The organism is Pseudomonas fortuita, from assembly GCF_026898135.2.
In the GTDB taxonomy this organism is placed as follows: domain Bacteria; phylum Pseudomonadota; class Gammaproteobacteria; order Pseudomonadales; family Pseudomonadaceae; genus Aquipseudomonas; species Aquipseudomonas fortuita.
In genome coordinates this window covers 495,690-512,562 of sequence record NZ_CP114035.2, presented here as the reverse complement: position 1 = coordinate 512,562, position 16,873 = coordinate 495,690, and the positions used below count along the sequence as shown (strand labels likewise).

Genomic DNA, 16,873 nt, shown 5'->3' with positions numbered 1-16,873 from the left:
AAGGCTCCTCAGCTCAGGCGCAGGCGGCTGGCGCCGACCAGCCAGCTATAGATCAGGTACAACAGCACGGTAGCCAGCAGCAACAGCCCGCCCAGTGCGGTGGCCATGCCCCAGTTGATGCTGGTGTTGGTGTAGAAGGCAACGAAGTAGCTGACCATCTGGTCGTTCGGGCTACCCAGCAGCGCCGGGGTGATGTAGTAGCCGATTGCCAGGATGAACACCAGCAGGCAACCCGCGCCAACACCGGCATAGGTCTGCGGGAAGTACACCCGCCAGAAGCTGGCGAACGGGTGGCAGCCCAGCGAGATCGCGGCACGCATGTAGCTCGGCGAAATGCCCTTCATCACGCTGTACAGCGGCAGGATCATGAATGGCAGCAGAATGTGCACCATGGAGATGTACACACCGGTGCGGTTGAACACCAGTTCCAGCGGCTGATCGATGATGCCCATGGCCATCAGTGCACTGTTGATCAGGCCACCCGATTGCAACAGCACGATCCACGCCGCCACCCGCACCAGGATCGAGGTCCAGAAGGGCAGCAGCACCAGAATCATCAGCAGGTTGCTTTGCCGGGTCGGCAGGTTGGCCAGGAGGTAGGCCAGCGGGTAAGCCAGCACCAGGCAGATGGCGGTAATCACCACACCCATCCACAGGGTGCGGGCAAAGATATCCAGGTAAATGGCCTGGTCCGGGGTGGCCTTGGCCAGCTCGCCCAGGTCGTCGATGCGATGGTCCACCGAAGCCAGCAGGTAGAAGGAGGTCACGGTACTGGTGTTGCGGCGTATCGCCTGCCAATAGGCCGGGTCGCCCCAACGTTCGTCGACGGCCTGCAAAGCGTCTTTATAAGAGGCAGGTTCTGCCTTGAATGGCAGTGCCCGGGCTGTCTTGGTCAACAAGCTGCGGTAGCCGGCCAGTTCCATGTTCAAGCGTTTGGACAGGTCGCCAAGGGTCTGGTTCTTGCGCGACTCGGCCAGGTCCTGGCTCAGCGCCTTGTACACATCCTCGCCCGGCAGGCTCTTGCCATCCCACTGGGTGATGATGTCTACCGTGCGTGGCAGGCCGCCCACCACTTCCGGGTTGCCGACACTCTTGTACAGCAGCGCCGCAATCGGCACCAGGAACACCAGCAGAAGAAACAGCGCCAGCGGCGCGATCAACGCCTGCGCCTTCCAGCGGTTGACCCGCTCGGCGTGTTTCAGGCGCTGCTTGAGACTTGGACCTGCGCCTTCGTTGAGGGGCACTGCAATGGCCATGGCGAACTCCGCGATACGAACTGAAAATGGGGCTGCTGTGCAGCCCATCGCCGGCAAGCCAGCGCCCACAGGAACTGCACCGGCTTCAAGACTTCTGATCCCTGTCCCTTACAGGCACTGCACCGGCTTGGGGGATTACACGTTCCCTGTGGGAGCTGGCTTGCCGGCGATGGGCCGCATGGCGGCCCTGCTTTGCGGTTTGTTACTTCTTCGCCGCCCAGGCGTTGAAGCGTTGCTCCAGCTGCTCGCTGTTGTCGGCCCAGAAGGCCACGTCGATCTGCACCTGATTGGCGATGTTTTCAGGCGTGGTCGGCATGTCCTTCTTCACCTCGTCCGACAGCAGGCTCACGGCCTTGGAATTGGCCGGGCCATAGGCGATGTTCTCGGAGTAGATCTTCTGCTGCTCGGGCTTGACGCTGTAGGCGATGAATTTCTTCGCCTCTTCGACGTTTTTGGCACCTTTAGGAATTGCCCATGCGTCAAAGTCGTAGATGCCGCCGTTCCACACCACCTTGAGGTTGCTCTCTTTCTGCACAGCGGCAATACGGCCGTTGTAGGCAGAGCTCATGACCACGTCGCCTGAAGCCAGGAACTGCGGTGGCTGTGCGCCAGCTTCCCACCACTGGATGCTGGGCTTGAGTTCATCGAGCTTCTTGAACGCGCGGTCTTGGCCTTCCTTGGTCGCCAGCACTTTGTAGACGTCCTTGGGCGCAACGCCATCGGCCATCAATGCGAATTCCATCGTGTATTTGGCGCCCTTGCGCAGGCCACGCTTACCTGGGAACTGCTTGGTGTCCCAGAAATCGGCCCAACTGGTAGGTGCGGTCTTGAGTTTGTCGGCGTTGTAGGCCATGACCGTGGACCAGACGAAGAAGCCAACGCCGCAAGGCTGGATGGCACCCGGTACATAATCGGCCTCGTTGCCGAACAGGGCGGGGTCGAGCTCTTCGAACATGCCCTCATCGCAACCGCGCGCCAGCTCTGGCGACTCAACCTCTACCAGGTTCCACGACACGCTCTTGGTGTCGACCATGGCCTTGACCTTGGCCATTTCGCCGTTGTATTCACCGGCGACGATCTTGCCGTTACCCGCCTTCTCCCATGGCTCGTAGAACGCTTTGACCTGGGCGGCCTTGTTGGCGCCTCCGAACGAGATCACGGTAAGGTCTGCGGCCATGGCCTGGCCAGCGGCGAACAGCCCCAGGGCCAGGGCGGTCAATTTCAACTGCTTGCGCATTCTTATTCTCTCCACAGTACAGGGTTGGTGAAGCAATCCATCAATGGGCTTCGGCAATCGGATCGAGCGCGCGGGCGTGCTCCACCTCCCAGCCCAGCGGTACCACATCGCCCACGGCCAGGGCCGGGTCGAGCTCGGCAATCGGCTGTTTCACGAAGAAATCGGCCTTGCCGCAAACTTCCAGACGCACCCGCACGTGGTCGCCCAGGTAAATGAATTCGGCCACCCGGCCAGAGAAGCGGTTGACGCAGCTCTCGCTGTGGCCATTCAGGCGCACACGCTCCGGGCGGATCGACAGGGTGACCGGCTCGCCGGCCTGGCCGACGTTCACCGCCAGCGCCTCGACCCGCTCGCCACGCGGCAGCTGCACCTGGCAGCGCTTGCCATCGCTGGCCAGCAGGGTGCCGTTGATGCGGTTGTTCTCGCCGATGAAGTTTGCAACGAAGGTATTGCAGGGTTCTTCGTACAGCGTGCGCGGGTCGGCGATCTGCTGGATCTCGCCCTGGTGGAACACCGCCACGCGGTCGGACATGGTCAGCGCTTCGCCCTGATCGTGGGTCACGTACACCACGGTCACACCGAGGCGCTGGTGGATGTGCTTGATCTCCATCTGCATGTGTTCACGCAGTTGCTTGTCCAACGCGCCGAGCGGTTCGTCCATCAGCACCAGTTGCGGCTCGAACACCAGCGCACGGGCCAAGGCCACCCGCTGCTGCTGGCCACCGGAAAGCTGGCCGGGGTAGCGCTTGGCGAAAGCATCAAGCTGGACCATGTTCAGCACGCGTTTGACCCGCTCGCTGACGTCGGTCTTGCTCAGGTTGCGTACGGTCAGCGGAAAGGCCAGGTTCTCGGCCACGGTCATGTGCGGGAACAGCGCGTAGTTCTGGAACACCATGCCGATGTCGCGCTTGTGCGGCGGCACGTTGTTGATCGAGCGCCCGGCCAGCTGGATTTCACCGGCGGTAGGGGTTTCGAAGCCGGCCAGCATCATAAGGCTGGTGGTCTTGCCGGAGCCGGACGGGCCAAGCAGGGTGAGGAACTCGCCCTTGCGGATGTCCAGGTTGAGGTCTTTGACGATCAGCGACTCGCCGTCGTAGCTCTTCTGCACACCACGGAAGCTGACCAGCGTTTCGCTGGTTGCAGCGTTCGACTTCGCCTCGCTCATGCCTGCACCTTCTTGTTGGATGACTGCGTAGGCCAAAGCGTAGAAGAGGCGCAAGCGCCCGGAAATCGGGGGCACTGAGAGAATGCCATCATCCGGATGGAAGATTTGTTGTAGGGATTGCCCTACAAAGATGGCGGGATTGGAATGCCCTTGCGAGCCAACCACTAAACCTGTGGGAGCGGGCATGCTCGCGAAGAGGCCGGCTCAGCCATAGAGATCAGCAGGCCAGGCCCTTTCGCGGGCATGCCCGCTCCCACGGAGGGTTCGGCAAGCTTCGGGCACGGGGATGTCGCAATCAGACCAGCTTGTGTTCCATGGCGTACTTCACCAACTCCGCCAGCGAGTTCACTTTCAGCTTTTGCATCAAGCGCGCCTTGTGGGTGCTGATGGTCTTGCTCGACAGCGCCAGCTGCTGGGCAATGTCGTTGACGTTGGCCCCTTGGGCCAGGCGCTCGAACACCGAGAACTCCCGCTCCGACAACAGCGTGTGCAATGGTCGGGACTCGGTCAGGCCCACTTCGAACACCATGCGGTCGGCCAGCGACGGGTCGATGTAACGCCCACCCCCCGCTACCCGGCGAATTGCAGTCAGTAGCAGCGCCGGGTCACTGTCCTTGGTGGCATAGCCCGCTGCACCGGCTTTAAGCGCCCGCGCCGCCATCTGGGCCTCGTCGTGCATCGACAGCATCAGGATTGCCGGGGCATCGTGCAATGCACGGATCCGCGGGATCGCCTCCAGGCCGTTCACACCTGGCATCGAGATATCCAGCAGCACCACCTCGCACGGTGTGTAGCGCAGGGTTTCGAGCAGTTGCTCGCCATTCCCGGCCTCCCCTACCACCTGCATGTCCTTGGCCAGGCCAATCAACTGCTTGATGCCTTCACGGACAATGGTGTGGTCTTCGGCCACCAGTACTCGAATCACGATTGCTCTCCTACTCCAACGGAATGGCCACACTCAGGCTGGTGCCTTCGCCTGGTTCACTGTCCAGCACCATGCTGCCCCCCAGCATCAGCACCCGCTCGCGAACACCCACCAGGCCAAATGAAGTGGGCCGGGTCTGCTCGCGGCAAAAGCCTCTGCCATCATCGCTGACCGTCATACGCAGCCGCCCCTCTTCACGCACCAGTTCGATCTCCACGCTGTGCGCCTGAGCGTGACGCATCACGTTCGTCAGCGCCTCCTGCAGGATACGAAACAGGCCGGTGGCCTTGGCATCGCTCAATGCTGGCAGATTATCCGGCACTTGTACCAGGCAGGGTATCTGCGTGCGGGCTTCGAAGCGCCGTGCCTGCCATTCGATGGCCGAAGCAATGCCGGCGTCGAGGATCGGCGGACGCAAGGCAGTGGCAACATCACGTACCAGCTGGAACAGCTGGGCGATCAAGCGCTTCATGCTTGCCAGGCGCTCATTCAGGCCGGCGTCCAACTCGGCAAACGCCAGCTCGCACATCGACACCTCCAGCTTGAGCACAGTCAGCATCTGCCCCAGCTCGTCATGCACTTCCCGGGCGATGCGGGCTTTTTCTTCCTCGCGCACGCTTTCCAGGTGGGCCGACAGCTCGCGCAACTGTTCCTGGGAACGGGCCAGTGCCAGTTCTGCCCGTTTGCCCTGAGTGATGTCCCATACCACACCGTCCCATACCACCTGGCCGTTGGCCAGTCGCCGGGTACTGGCCTTGATGTCCGCCCAGCGTTGTTCACCCTGGCGAGTCAGGATGCGCCCCTGCCAGGACCAGTCCTGGTCGCTGGCCAAGGCCAGGTCCTGGACGCGGTGGTAATCGGCGCGGTCTTCGGGGTGAACCAGGTTGCGCAGGCCCATCTGTGGGTGCTGGATCTCGGCCGGCGCATACCCCACCAGCGCCTCGCTGCCCTCACTGATGTAGGGGAATTCCAGCTCGCCCTCGGCCGGGTCACGCTCCAGGCGAAACACCAGCCCCGGCACGTTGCCGGCAATGCCCTTGAGCCGCGCCTCGCTTTCTCGCAGTGCCGCCAGGGCGCGGTGGCGCTCGGTGACATCGGCAAGGTAGACCACCAGATATTCGGAATCACGAAAGCGCAGAAAGCTCAGGGACAGCTCGACCGGCAACAGGCTGTGGTCGGCCCGCCGGCACTGCGCCTCGAACTGGCCGACACCGCCCTCCCCCGTGCGAGCGCCTTTCCACAACTCCAGCCAACGGTCCATGGTCAGGCTTGGCTCAAAGGCGCTCAGCGGCCGCTCCAGCAGCTCGCCGTCGCCATAACCCAGCATGCGCTCGGCGGCATGGTTGGCGTAGCGTACGTGGCTGTCCCAGTTGACCCAGAGGATGCCCACCGTGCTCTGGTCGATGGCGAACTGGCTCAGGCGCAAGGCCTCTTCACGCACCTGTCGCTCCGCCAGGCTTTCCCGCGTGGCCAGCAGGCTGCGCTCCAGCTGGCGCTGCTGCCGGCGTTGCCACACCAAGGTGGCCAAGGCACACAACAGCAACAAACCGAACAGCAACGCCAGGTTCTGCCAGAAGCCCGGCGACTCACTCAGGCGTGGGTATTTCGGCTGTAGCCAACGTTGGTGCAGCTGCTCCAGCTCTTTCGCCGGCAGCGCCTGCAGGCCACGTTCGAGCACATCGGCCAGCAGCGGCCAGTCGCGTCGCGAGCCGATGCGCAGCAGCTGCGGCAGGCCGATATCGCCGACTACCGCCAGCTCACTGAACTCACTCTCGCGCGACAAGCGGCTGAGCTGGGCTTCATCCAGCACCGCAAAACTGGCCTGGCCACCCACCACCAGTTGCAAGGCCTCGCGCTCGTTGGGCACCCCCTGCAGGTTGAGGTTGCTGTAGTTGCCGCGCAGGTAATCGGCCAGCTGGCTTGGCATGCGCACGGCCACCCGCTGCTCGGCTTCAAGCTTTTCCAGCTCCACCGCCATGGCGCCGGTGCGCGGCCCCACCACCAGCTGCGGCACGCGCATGTACGGGTCGCTGAACAACCATAGGCGCAGGCTGGCCGGCGTCTGGGTAAGGCCAGGGGCGAAGTCGATTTCACCGCTCTGCAGGGCGTGTTCAAGGCTGGCCTGGTCGTTGAAGTTGCGCCAGGTGAGGTCCAGGTGCAGTGCCTGCGCCAGGCTGTTCACCAGTTCTACGTTGGCCCCGTACAGTTGCTGCAGGCGCCGGTCGAACTGGGCGTAGGGTGCCTGCAGCACCAGGCCGACGCGCACGTTGCGGTGCGCATCCAGCCACTGCTGCTGCGCAGGCTCCAGCGTAACGGTGGGCACCGCCTCGGGCCTGGCCAATGCAATCAAGGGCAGCCACAAGCAGCCGATAACCAACAGGCGACGTACTCGCTTCATCTAAACGCTCGTCTTGGCAAAGGCGGCCATGCAGCATGGCCGTCACGGGCAAATACTATTAGGCTGCCGGTATCATTCTGGCCCTGGGTTGACTCATGTCCACACTTTATCGCACGACGCTGGCAATGTGCTGCCTGGCCTCGATCCTTCCACTCGGCGCCTTGGCCGCCGATGCCGAAAAAACCACTACCACCGAGGCTCCAGCCGCCGAAGCCCCGCGCCCGCCCCTGCTGGAGCGCAGCCAGGAAGATGCCCAGGCGCTGGAGCGGCTGGTGCCAAAGGCTGAGCAGCAGACCCTGCAGGCCGGTGCCGACAGCTTTCTGGCCCTGTGGAAACCGGCTAACGACAACGACCCGCAAGGGGCCGTCATCATCATCCCAGGTGCAGGCGAGACCGCCGACTGGCCCAATGCGGTCGGCCCGCTGCGGCAGAAATTCCCTGATGTCGGCTGGCACAGCCTGAGCGTCAGCCTGCCCGACCTGCTCGCCGACAGCCCGCAAGCGCGGGTCGAGGCCACCCCGCCTGCCGAGCCTGCGAAAGACCAAGGCGAAAGCGCCCCGGCCAAGGACGTGCCGGCCGATGCCAATGCCAACGTCGCCCAGGCCACGGCGGCCGATGCCGATGCGGCAGAAAGCACTGACGCCGAACAGGCCAGCGAGCAGGCGGACCCTGCAGATGCCGAGCGTATCTTCGCCCGCCTGGATGCCGCCGTGGCGTACGCCCAGCAACACAACGCTCGCAGCATCGTGCTGATCGGCCATGGTAGCGGTGCGTATTGGGCGGCCCGCTATCTGAGTGAGAAGCAGCCACCCCAGGTACAAAAACTGGTGATGGTGGCCGCACAGACACCGGCGCGGGTTGAGCATGACCTGGAAAGCCTGGCGCCGACCTTGAAGGTGCCGACGGCCGATATCTATTACGTCACCCGCAGCAGCGACCGCAACGCGGCCGCGCAGCGTCTGCAAGCCAGCAAGCGGCAGAAGGACAGCCAGTACCGGCAGTTGTCGTTGATTGCCATGCCGGGGAACAAGGCTGCGGAACAGGAGCAGTTGTTCCGCCGGGTGCGGGGGTGGATGAGCCCGCAGGGTTGAGCTGAAACCGATGGGGTGCCGTGCACCCCCATCGCGACACAAGGCCGTTCCCACAAGTACTGCGCCCCCTCGGGCTTTGCGCGAACTTGTGGGAGCGGCCTTGTGTCGCGATGGGCCGCACAGCGGCCCCATTTTCACAGGCCCCGGCGCTTACGGATCATGGCGTAGGCCTGATGCAACTCACGGGTACGCTCGGTCGCCTCACGCACCTGCACCTCGCTGGCACCGGTACCCGCCAGCTTGTCCGGGTGATGCCGGCTGACCAGCCGGCGATACGCCTGCTTGACCTTGTCCACATCCGTGTCCGCCTCAACTGCCAGCAAGCGCAACGCTGCGGCATAGGTCATGGCTACCCCTTCCGTTCCGGCTACCTTGCGCGGCTCGTACTCCAGCGACATCGCCTGCACCTGGCGCCGGCTGAGGCCCAGCTTCTGCCCCCAATCCAGCAGCAACTCACGTTCCTTGTTGCCCATCTTGCCGTCGGCCCAGACCATGCGCCAACACGCACGCAGGGTGCCTTCAGCCGCATGCGGCTGCTGGCGAATGCGGCGCAAATGGCTGCCCAGCCGGTCCTTGCCTGCCTTGCCGCGATTGAACGCGGCTATCGCGCGTAGCCGGGCCGCTTCGGCCAGGTCCAGGCGCACCATTTCTTGGCGCGCCTGCCGGATATGCTGCTCGACCACCCGGCCATCGCACTTGGCCAGGCGCCCGAGCATCACGAACAGCAGCTCGTCGTCGCGCAACGCCGAGCGACCGCCCAGGCGTTCGCGCATGTCTTCCCAGCCTTGCAAGCGCAGGCGGCGGTCCATGGCTTGCCCTAACAGCCCCCCGAGCAAGGCCCCCGGAATGCTGGCAACAGCAAAACCGGCACCCATTCCAATCACCGTGCCTGGCCACCACATGTCAGGCGCGCTCGCCAATCAAACGCTCAGCCTCGGCCAGGCGCTCAGGCGTGCCAACATCTACCCAGTGTCCACGGTAGTGCTCGCCAGTGACCTTGCCCTGCGCCATGGCCTGACGCAGCAGCGGCGCCAGCTTGAAGGCACCCGGCCGACAACCGTCGAAGAGCGCCGGGTGCAGCACCGAAAGGCCACTGAAGGTCAGCGTGCCCGGTGCGGCATCACCATCGACAACCTGCTCGCCTACCAGGCAGAAGTCACCGCGCCCGTGATGGCCAGGGTTGTCGACCAGTACCAGGTGAGCAAGGCCTCGCAAGGGGGCCTGCAGGCCTTTGAAGTCGTAGTCGCTCCAGACATCGCCGTTAACCAGCAGGAACGGCGCGTCACCCAGCAATGGCAAGGCCTTGAAGATGCCGCCACCGGTTTCCAGCGGCTCGCCCTCGGGTGAATAACGGACACTCAACCCGAAGCGGCTGCCATCGCCCAGGTGGTCTTCGATCTGCTGGCCGAGCCAGGCATGGTTGATCACCACCTCGGTAACGCCCGCCGCGGCCAGGGCGTGCAGGTGGTACTCGATCAGCGGCTGGCCGGCGACCGGGATCAGCGGTTTGGGGGTATGCAGGGTCAACGGGCGCATGCGCTCGCCTTTGCCCGCTGCCAGGATCATTGCCTTCATGCACGCGCTCCGGCCTGCAACTCGGCAATCAGCTCACCCAGCTCCGCCAATTCGGGCCGGCGGCCGATCACTTCTTCTATATAGGCGAAGAAACGCGGCACGTCGCCCAGGTAGCGTGGCTTGCCATCACGGTGGCAAATGCGGGCGAAAATGCCGATGACCTTCAGGTGGCGCTGCACCCCCATCAGGTCGCTGGCACGCTGGAATGCTTCAAAGTCACCCTGCACCGGTATGCCGGCTGCCTTCGCCCGCTGCCAGTAGTCTCGCAGCCAGCCTTCGACCCGTGCTTGCGGCCAGCTGAGGAAGGCGTCCTTGAACAGGCAGGTGATGTCGTAGGTGACGGGGCCGTACACCGCGTCCTGGAAGTCCAGTACACCGGGGTTGGGGGTGCTTTGCATCAGGTTGCGCGGCATGTAGTCGCGGTGCACCAGCACTTGGGGCTGGGCCAGGGCGCTGTCGATCAGCAACTGGCTGACGCGCTGCCAGGTGGCTTTCTGTGCTTCGCTCAAAGCTACGCCAAGCTCCCGCCCCACGTACCACTCGGGGAACAGCTCGACTTCACGGCGCAGCAGGGCATCGTCGTAGCTGGGCAGCGGCGCGCCCATTGGCAGGCGCTGGAAGGCAAGCAAGGCCACGATGGCATCGGCGAACAATCCGTCGGCGTTGTCGGCATTGATAATGTCGAGGTATGTCTCGGTACCCAGATCGCCAAGCAGCAGGAAGCCGCGCTCCAGGTCCTGGGCATGGATCAGCGGCACATGTACACCAGCGGTGGCCAGCAGGTGATCGATGGCGACGAACGGTCGGCAGTTTTCCTGCGGCGGGGGTGCATCCATGACCACGAAGCTATGGCCCGCGCCCTGCCAACGGAAGTAGCGGCGGAAGCTGGCGTCACTGCTGGCGGCGGTCAGGCTGCCTGCAGGCACTTCGCCCCAGGCGTTGTTCCGGAAAAGATCATTGAGCTGCTCATCGAGCCAGACCGTCAGTTGTTGCAGGCGTACATCGTGTTCAGGCATTACAAGGGTCTCCGACGGCCCTAGCCGTCAAGCGGGTCATGCTTTATTATCCAGCATCTTTTTCAGACCATCGAGAGGCGTGCGGCCCCACACGCGGGCAGATGGCACGCAGGAAGCCCGGACTAATAAGATGGCATTGAAATCCCCCGCGTTTCGTAGAAAGTTTCCGTTGCTGGTAACCGGCGGTCTGCTGGCCCTGCAACCTCTGGCCACCTCATATGCAGTGGCAGCCGAACAATTCGACTGCCAAGTGTCCGCCTCCGGTGGTTGGGACTGCAAGCCCAAAGCGCCAGTCAACAACCTGCCACCGCGCCCGGTGCACGAGGGTGCGGCCGTCAGCTCCGGCACAGAAGCCGCGAGCGAAGCCGACACCGCAGACCGGCCGATGCTGGTCACCGAGGCCAAAGGCCGCGGCCTGAAGTCGCGCAGCGAAGACTACAGCCACCTGGACTGGGTACCGCGTGAAAAGCTCACCGCCGCGCAGCTGGCCGAAACCGGCCCGTACTGCGGTGGCGCGTATGTCGAGCCAACCCGCCCGGGCATGGCTGATACCACGCCGAAGGACGAGTCGCCGACCTACATCAACGCCAAGGTGTCCAAGTACCAGCAGGAGCAGCAGATTGCTACCCTCGCCGGTGACGTGGTGATGCGCCAGGGCAGCATGCAGGCCGAAGCCGACGAGGCAAACCTCTACCAGACCGAAAACCGTGGCGAGCTCAAGGGTAACGTCAAGATTCGTGACAACGGTTCGCTGGTGGTCGGTGACCAGGCACAGATCCAGCTCGACACCGGCGAAGCCCAGGTCGACAACGCCGAATACGTGATGCACAAGTCGCACATCCGCGGCAGTGCGCTGTATGCCAAGCGTGGTGAAAACGCCATCATCCGCCTCAAGGACGGTACGTACACCACCTGCGAACCGGGCAGCAACGCCTGGCAGCTGAAGGGCAACAACATCACCCTGAACCCGGCCACCGGTTTCGGTACCGCGACCAACGTTACGCTGCGGGTCAAGGATTTCCCGGTGTTCTATACACCGTACATCTACTTCCCGATCGACGACCGTCGCCAGTCCGGCTTCTTGCCGCCATCGTTCAGCAGCAGCAGCGACACCGGCTTCATGCTGGTCACGCCGTACTATTTCAACCTGGCGCCTAACTACGACGCCACGTTGTACCCGCGTTACATGACCAAACGCGGCTTGCTGATGGAAGGCGAGTTCCGCTACCTGACACCTTCGAGCGAAGGCCAGTTCGGCGGCGCCTACCTGAACGACAAAGACGACGACCGCAAAGACCAGACTGACTACAAAGAACAGCGCTGGATGGTCAACTGGCAGCACAAAGGCGGTTTGGACGAGCGCCTGATGACCGAGGTGAACTACACCGACATCAGCGACCCGTTCTACTTCCAGGACCTGGAATCCGACCAGATCGGCGTTGAAAGCAAGGACTTCCTTGACCAGCAAGGTGCGTTGACCTACCGCGGCGACAGCTACACCGCGCGGTTGAACGTGCACGCCTACGAGGCGGCGACCATTTCGCAGATCACGCCTTATGATCGCCTGCCGCAGATTACCTTCAATGGTGTACTGCCCTATCAGCCGGGTGGGTTGAACTTTGCTTATGAAACCGAGGCGGCACGCTTCGAACGTGACTTGAAGAATGACTTCGTTCGAGACAAAGATGGCAACCCGGATTTCTCTGCCGGGGCAGCCGGTCGCCGGCTTGACGAAAACATCCAGGGTATTGAACGTGCCAACGGAACACGTCTGAACGTCGCGCCGTCCATCAGCTACCCGATGACAGCCAGCTACGGTTTCATCACACCCAAGCTGAAGTATGCCTATACCCAGTACGACCTCGACCTGGACAGCAAAGGCAAAGCAGATGCAATCGCCTTGCAGAACGCGAACCCAAGCGCCTACGGCAGCTATGACAGCTCCGTGAATCGCGATGTACCGATCTTTAGCGTGGACAGCGGACTGTACTTCGACCGCAACACGTCGCTGTTCGGTACCAATTACAAGCAGACCCTCGAGCCGCGCCTGTACTACCTCAACGTCCCGTACAAGGACCAGAAGGACATTCCGCTGTTCGATACGGGCGAAACCCTGTTCAGCTACGACTCGCTGTTCCGGGACAACCGCTTCAGTGGCACCGACCGCATCGGCGACGAGAACAAGCTGTCGCTGGGTGTGACCACCCGCTGGATCGAAGACAACGGCTTCGAGCGCCAGAACTTCAGCATTGGCCAGGCTTACTACTTCAAGGACCGCAAGGTCCAGTTGCCTGGGATCGACTACCGCACCCGCAAAGATTCGCAGTCTGACGTGTCGCCGTATGCACTGGTGTACAACTACTACTTCAACCGCGACTGGCGCTTCAATTCGGACTTCAACTGGGACCCGGACAGCCGCAGCACCCGCTCGGGCAGCGCGATGTTCCACTACCAGCCTGAAGACAACCCGAACAAGGTGGTCAACCTCGGCTATCGCTACCGTAATGACACCATTGCCTTCGACTCGACCACAGGTACCTGGAAAGTGGGTGGCGGTGACTACGGCACCCCGGGCGATCCGAACTACATCAAGGACTACTACAAGATCCAGCAGCATGACTTCTCGGTCATCTGGCCGATCGTTCCGCAGTGGAGCGTCATCGCCCGCTGGCAGCATGACTACAACCGCAACCGCACCCTGGAAGCCATGGGTGGTTTCGAGTACGACAACTGCTGCTGGAAGCTGCGCCTGATCAACCGTTACTGGATCGATTACGACGACTTCAGCCAGGCGCTTCCGCAGAACGAAAAAGGCGACCACGGCATCTTCCTTCAGATCGTTCTGAAAGGCCTCGGTGGCGTAGTGGGCAACAAGGTCGAATCTTTCCTCGACCAAGGCATTCAAGGTTACCGTGAACGTGAAGACCAAGCTTATTGATCGTCTGCGCCCAGTGTTGCTGGGCGCCGCTTTGCTGAGTGGCGCGGTGCATGCCGCGGTACAACCTCTTGATCGCGTGGTGGCCATCGTCGACAACGACGTGGTCATGCAAAGCCAGCTGGACCAACGCGTCCATGAGGTACAGCAAACCATCGCCAAGCGCGGCGGCGGCGTGCCGCCGACCAGCGCTCTTGAACAGCAGGTACTGGAACGCCTGATCGTCGAAAACCTGCAGCTGCAGATCGGCGAGCGCTCTGGCATCCGCATTACCGACGAAGAGCTGAACCAGGCCATCAGCACCATTGCCCAGCGCAATGGCATGTCGCTGGACCAGTTCCGCGCCGCCCTGGCCCGTGACGGCCTGTCGTTCGATGACGCTCGCGAGCAGGTCAAGCGCGAGATGATCATCAGCCGCGTGCGTCAGCGCCGTGTGGCCGAACGCATTCAGGTGTCGGAGCAGGAAGTGAAAAACTTCCTCAATTCCGACATGGGCAAGATGCAGATGTCGGAAGAGTACCGCCTGGCCAACATCCTCATCCCGACCCCGGAAGCCGCCAGCTCGGATGATATCCAGAAGGCAGCGCGCAAGGTGGGTGACGTGTACCAGCAGCTGCGCCAGGGCGCCGACTTCGGCCAGATGGCGATTGCCAACTCCGCCAGCGAAAACGCCCTGGAAGGCGGCGAGATGGGCTGGCGTAAAGCCGGCCAGCTGCCACCCGACTTCGCCAAGATGCTCAGCAGCATGCCGGTCGGTGAAATTACCCAGCCTATTCGCATCCCTAACGGCTTCATCATCCTCAAGCTCGAGGAGAAGCGCGGCGGGAGCGAGAACGTGCTGCGTGACGAAGTGCATGTACGCCACATCCTGATCAAGCCAAGCGAAATCCGCAGCGAAGCGGCCACCGAGCAACTGGCCGAGCGCCTGTACGACCGCATCAAGAACGGCGAAGACTTCGGCGAGCTGGCGAAAAGCTTCTCGGAAGACCCGGGTTCGGCGCTCAACGGCGGCGACCTCAACTGGGTAGACCCGAACAGCCTGGTACCGGAATTCCGCGAACAGATGGCCAACGCCCAGCAAGGCGTGGTCACCAAACCGTTCAAGACCCAGTACGGCTGGCACGTTCTGGAAGTGCTGGGCCGCCGCGCCACCGACAGCACCGAACAGGCACGTGAGCAACAGGCCCAGAGCGTCCTGCGCAACCGCAAGTACGACGAAGAGCTGCAAACCTGGCTGCGCCAGATTCGCGACGAAGCCTACGTTGAAATCAAGCTGCCTGGCGCTGACCAGGCCGCCCAGTGAAGCCCCTGCGCTTCGCCGTCACCCCCGGCGAGCCGGCCGGCATAGGCCCTGACCTATGCCTGCTGCTTGCCGCAGACGCCCAGCCCCACCCCCTGATCGCCATCACCAGCCGTGACCTGCTCGCCGAGCGGGCCACGCAGCTGGGGCTGGCTGTCAGCCTGCTGCCAGTCGTCCCGGGTCAATGGCCCGACCGACCGGCACCGGCGGGCAGCCTGTACGTGTGGGATACCCCTCTCGCCGCCCCGGTGGTGCCAGGCCAGCTCGACAAAGCCAACGCGGCGTTCGTGCTGGAAACCCTGTCCCGCGCCGGGCAAGGCTGCCTGGATGGGCATTTTGCCGGGATGATCACCGCCCCTGTGCACAAGGGCGTGATAAACGAAAGCGGTATTGCCTTCTCAGGGCATACCGAATTCCTTGCCGAGCTGACCCACACCGCGCAGGTGGTAATGATGCTGGCCACCCGCGGCCTGCGCGTGGCCCTGGTGACCACCCACCTGCCGCTGCGTGATATTGCCGACGCCATCACTGCCGAGCGCGTCGAACGTGTAACCCGTATCCTGCATGCCGACATGCGCGACAAGTTCGGCATTGCCAACCCGCGCATACTGGTATGTGGCCTTAACCCGCACGCGGGCGAGGGCGGCCACCTGGGCCGCGAGGAAATCGACATCATCGAGCCGACCCTGGCCCGCCTGCGCACCGAAGGCATGGACCTGCGCGGGCCGCTGCCGGCCGATACCCTGTTTACCCCCAAATATCTGGAGCACTGCGACGCGGTGCTGGCGATGTACCACGACCAAGGCCTGCCTGTACTCAAGTACAAAGGCTTCGGCGCTGCAGTCAACGTGACCCTGGGCCTGCCGATCATCCGTACGTCGGTCGACCACGGCACCGCCCTGGACCTCGCCGGCACCGGCAACGTCGACACCGGCAGCCTGCGCGTCGCGCTGGAAACCGCCTACCAGATGGCCGAGAACCGACCATGAACGAGCAATACCAACACCGGGCGCGCAAGCGCTTCGGCCAGAACTTCCTGCACGACGCCGGCATCATCGACCGCATCCTGCGTGCCATCAATGCCAAGGCTGGCGAACACCTGCTGGAAATCGGCCCAGGCCAGGGCGCCCTGACCGAAGGCCTGCTGGGCAGCGGTGCACAACTGGACGTGGTGGAGCTGGACAAGGACCTGGTGCCGATCCTGCAGCACAAGTTCGCTGGCCGCACTAACTTCCGCCTGCACCAGGGCGACGCCCTGAAGTTCGACTTCAACCAGTTGGGCGTACCGCCGCGCAGCCTCAAGGTGGTAGGCAACCTGCCCTACAACATTTCCACCCCACTGATCTTCCACCTGCTCAGCCATGCCGGGCTGATCCGCGACATGCACTTCATGCTGCAAAAGGAAGTGGTCGAGCGCATGGCCGCAGGCCCAGGCGGTGGTGACTGGGGGCGCTTGTCGATCATGGTGCAGTACCACTGCCGCGTCGAGCACCTGTTCAACGTGGGCCCTGGTGCCTTCAACCCGCCGCCAAAAGTGGACTCGGCCATCGTGCGCCTGGTGCCGCACGAGGTGCTGCCGTTCCCGGCCAAGGACCACCTGCTGCTGGAGCGCGTCGTTCGCGAAGCGTTCAACCAGCGTCGCAAGACACTGCGCAACACCCTCAAAGGCCTGCTCGACAGCGCGGCCATCGAGGCAGCCGGCGTGGATGGCAGCTTGCGTCCCGAACAGCTGGACCTGGCGGCCTTTGTGCGCCTGGCTGACCAGTTGGCTGATCAGCAAGCCTGATATCGCTTGTACCGGCCTCTTCGCGGGTAAACCCGCTCCCACAGGTACGCCACAGCCTTCGAATACTGTGCAATTCCTGTGGGAGCGGGTTCTCCCGCGAAGAGGCCGGCGCTGACAACAAAGACCACAAGCCCCACACCGCTGGCCCTCCCCCCTCCCAATGGCCTAGACTGCATTATTGCGTCAGCT

At 63.1% G+C, this 16,873-nt stretch carries 13 protein-coding genes; 5 read left to right on the top strand and 8 right to left on the bottom strand.

The genetic code is table 11. The features are described from left to right. Nucleotides 1–8: 8 nt before the first annotated feature. The 5 genes from OZ911_RS02255 to OZ911_RS02235 form a co-directional block, all read right to left on the bottom strand. Nucleotides 9–1,256 carry an ABC transporter permease gene (locus OZ911_RS02255; RefSeq protein WP_016484624.1) on the bottom strand — a complete coding sequence of 416 codons (1,248 nt, stop codon included), beginning with the start codon at nucleotides 1,254–1,256 and terminating at the stop codon, nucleotides 9–11. Between the two features lie 202 nt (nucleotides 1,257–1,458). Further along, nucleotides 1,459–2,493 (bottom strand): ABC transporter substrate-binding protein, encoded by a 1,035-nt coding sequence (locus tag OZ911_RS02250; RefSeq protein ID WP_016484623.1) that lies wholly within the window; start codon nucleotides 2,491–2,493, stop codon nucleotides 1,459–1,461. Nucleotides 2,494–2,533: 40 nt separating this feature from the next. After that, nucleotides 2,534–3,658 carry an ABC transporter ATP-binding protein gene (locus OZ911_RS02245; RefSeq protein WP_016484622.1) on the bottom strand — a complete coding sequence of 375 codons (1,125 nt, stop codon included), beginning with the start codon at nucleotides 3,656–3,658 and terminating at the stop codon, nucleotides 2,534–2,536. A gap of 295 nt (nucleotides 3,659–3,953) precedes the next feature. Further along, nucleotides 3,954–4,586, bottom strand: a complete 633-nt coding sequence (locus OZ911_RS02240; RefSeq protein WP_172455960.1) for a response regulator — start codon at nucleotides 4,584–4,586, stop codon at nucleotides 3,954–3,956. Nucleotides 4,587–4,593: 7 nt separating this feature from the next. Next, nucleotides 4,594–6,981, bottom strand: coding sequence for a PAS domain-containing sensor histidine kinase (locus OZ911_RS02235; RefSeq protein WP_023048198.1), 2,388 nt, complete (start codon nucleotides 6,979–6,981; stop codon nucleotides 4,594–4,596). Between the two features lie 95 nt (nucleotides 6,982–7,076). On the opposite strand from OZ911_RS02235, the gene OZ911_RS02230 reads away from it, so the two are divergent. Beyond that, nucleotides 7,077–8,072 (top strand): alpha/beta hydrolase family protein, encoded by a 996-nt coding sequence (locus OZ911_RS02230; protein ID WP_016484619.1) that lies wholly within the window; start codon nucleotides 7,077–7,079, stop codon nucleotides 8,070–8,072. A gap of 134 nt (nucleotides 8,073–8,206) precedes the next feature. On the opposite strand, the gene OZ911_RS02225 is transcribed toward OZ911_RS02230, so the two are convergent. From OZ911_RS02225 to OZ911_RS02215, 3 genes are read right to left on the bottom strand one after another with little or no spacing between them, the layout of a single operon-like run. Continuing rightward, a complete protein-coding gene (locus OZ911_RS02225; RefSeq protein ID WP_016484618.1) occupies nucleotides 8,207–8,974 on the bottom strand; it encodes a TerB family tellurite resistance protein in 768 nt (255 codons plus the stop codon). Nucleotide 8,975: 1 nt separating this feature from the next. Beyond that, nucleotides 8,976–9,647 carry an N-acetylmuramate alpha-1-phosphate uridylyltransferase MurU gene (gene murU / locus OZ911_RS02220; RefSeq protein WP_023048200.1) on the bottom strand — a complete coding sequence of 224 codons (672 nt, stop codon included), beginning with the start codon at nucleotides 9,645–9,647 and terminating at the stop codon, nucleotides 8,976–8,978. Then, nucleotides 9,644–10,663: an aminoglycoside phosphotransferase family protein gene (locus OZ911_RS02215; protein WP_023048201.1), complete on the bottom strand. Its 1,020-nt coding sequence runs from the start codon at nucleotides 10,661–10,663 to the stop codon at nucleotides 9,644–9,646. Before OZ911_RS02215 ends, murU begins: the two co-directional genes overlap by 4 nt. A gap of 130 nt (nucleotides 10,664–10,793) precedes the next feature. Between OZ911_RS02215 and OZ911_RS02210 the strand changes: the two genes are divergently transcribed. Genes OZ911_RS02210 through rsmA form a run of 4 tightly spaced genes read left to right on the top strand, consistent with a single transcriptional unit; the run spans nucleotide 10,794 to nucleotide 16,684 of the window. After that, complete coding sequence (locus OZ911_RS02210) at nucleotides 10,794–13,601, top strand: LPS-assembly protein LptD (protein ID WP_024717956.1); 2,808 nt, start codon at nucleotides 10,794–10,796, stop codon at nucleotides 13,599–13,601. Beyond that, the gene (gene surA, locus OZ911_RS02205) at nucleotides 13,582–14,901 is read left to right on the top strand and encodes a peptidylprolyl isomerase SurA (RefSeq protein ID WP_033731906.1); all 1,320 of its coding nucleotides are present in this window, start codon (nucleotides 13,582–13,584) and stop codon (nucleotides 14,899–14,901) included. Before OZ911_RS02210 ends, surA begins: the two co-directional genes overlap by 20 nt. Next, a complete protein-coding gene (gene pdxA, locus OZ911_RS02200) occupies nucleotides 14,898–15,887 on the top strand; it encodes a 4-hydroxythreonine-4-phosphate dehydrogenase PdxA (RefSeq protein WP_016484613.1) in 990 nt (329 codons plus the stop codon). The genes surA and pdxA overlap by 4 nt, the downstream gene beginning before the upstream one ends. Then, on the top strand, nucleotides 15,884–16,684 hold the full coding sequence (gene rsmA, locus OZ911_RS02195) for a 16S rRNA (adenine(1518)-N(6)/adenine(1519)-N(6))-dimethyltransferase RsmA (RefSeq protein ID WP_016484612.1): 801 nt from the start codon (nucleotides 15,884–15,886) through the stop codon (nucleotides 16,682–16,684). Before pdxA ends, rsmA begins: the two co-directional genes overlap by 4 nt. Nucleotides 16,685–16,873 lie beyond the last annotated feature (189 nt).

Coding starts and splice junctions, on each gene's coding strand:
- OZ911_RS02255 (WP_016484624.1), bottom strand. CDS start 1,256: ATGGCCATTGCAGTGCCCCTCAACGAAGGCGCAGGTCCAAGTCTCAAG.
- OZ911_RS02250 (WP_016484623.1), bottom strand. CDS start 2,493: ATGCGCAAGCAGTTGAAATTGACCGCCCTGGCCCTGGGGCTGTTCGCC.
- OZ911_RS02245 (WP_016484622.1), bottom strand. CDS start 3,658: ATGAGCGAGGCGAAGTCGAACGCTGCAACCAGCGAAACGCTGGTCAGC.
- OZ911_RS02235 (WP_023048198.1), bottom strand. CDS start 6,981: ATGAAGCGAGTACGTCGCCTGTTGGTTATCGGCTGCTTGTGGCTGCCC.
- OZ911_RS02230 (WP_016484619.1), top strand. CDS start 7,077: ATGTCCACACTTTATCGCACGACGCTGGCAATGTGCTGCCTGGCCTCG.
- OZ911_RS02225 (WP_016484618.1), bottom strand. CDS start 8,974: ATGTGGTGGCCAGGCACGGTGATTGGAATGGGTGCCGGTTTTGCTGTT.
- murU (WP_023048200.1), bottom strand. CDS start 9,647: ATGAAGGCAATGATCCTGGCAGCGGGCAAAGGCGAGCGCATGCGCCCG.
- OZ911_RS02215 (WP_023048201.1), bottom strand. CDS start 10,663: ATGCCTGAACACGATGTACGCCTGCAACAACTGACGGTCTGGCTCGAT.
- OZ911_RS02210 (WP_024717956.1), top strand. CDS start 10,794: ATGGCATTGAAATCCCCCGCGTTTCGTAGAAAGTTTCCGTTGCTGGTA.
- rsmA (WP_016484612.1), top strand. CDS start 15,884: ATGAACGAGCAATACCAACACCGGGCGCGCAAGCGCTTCGGCCAGAAC.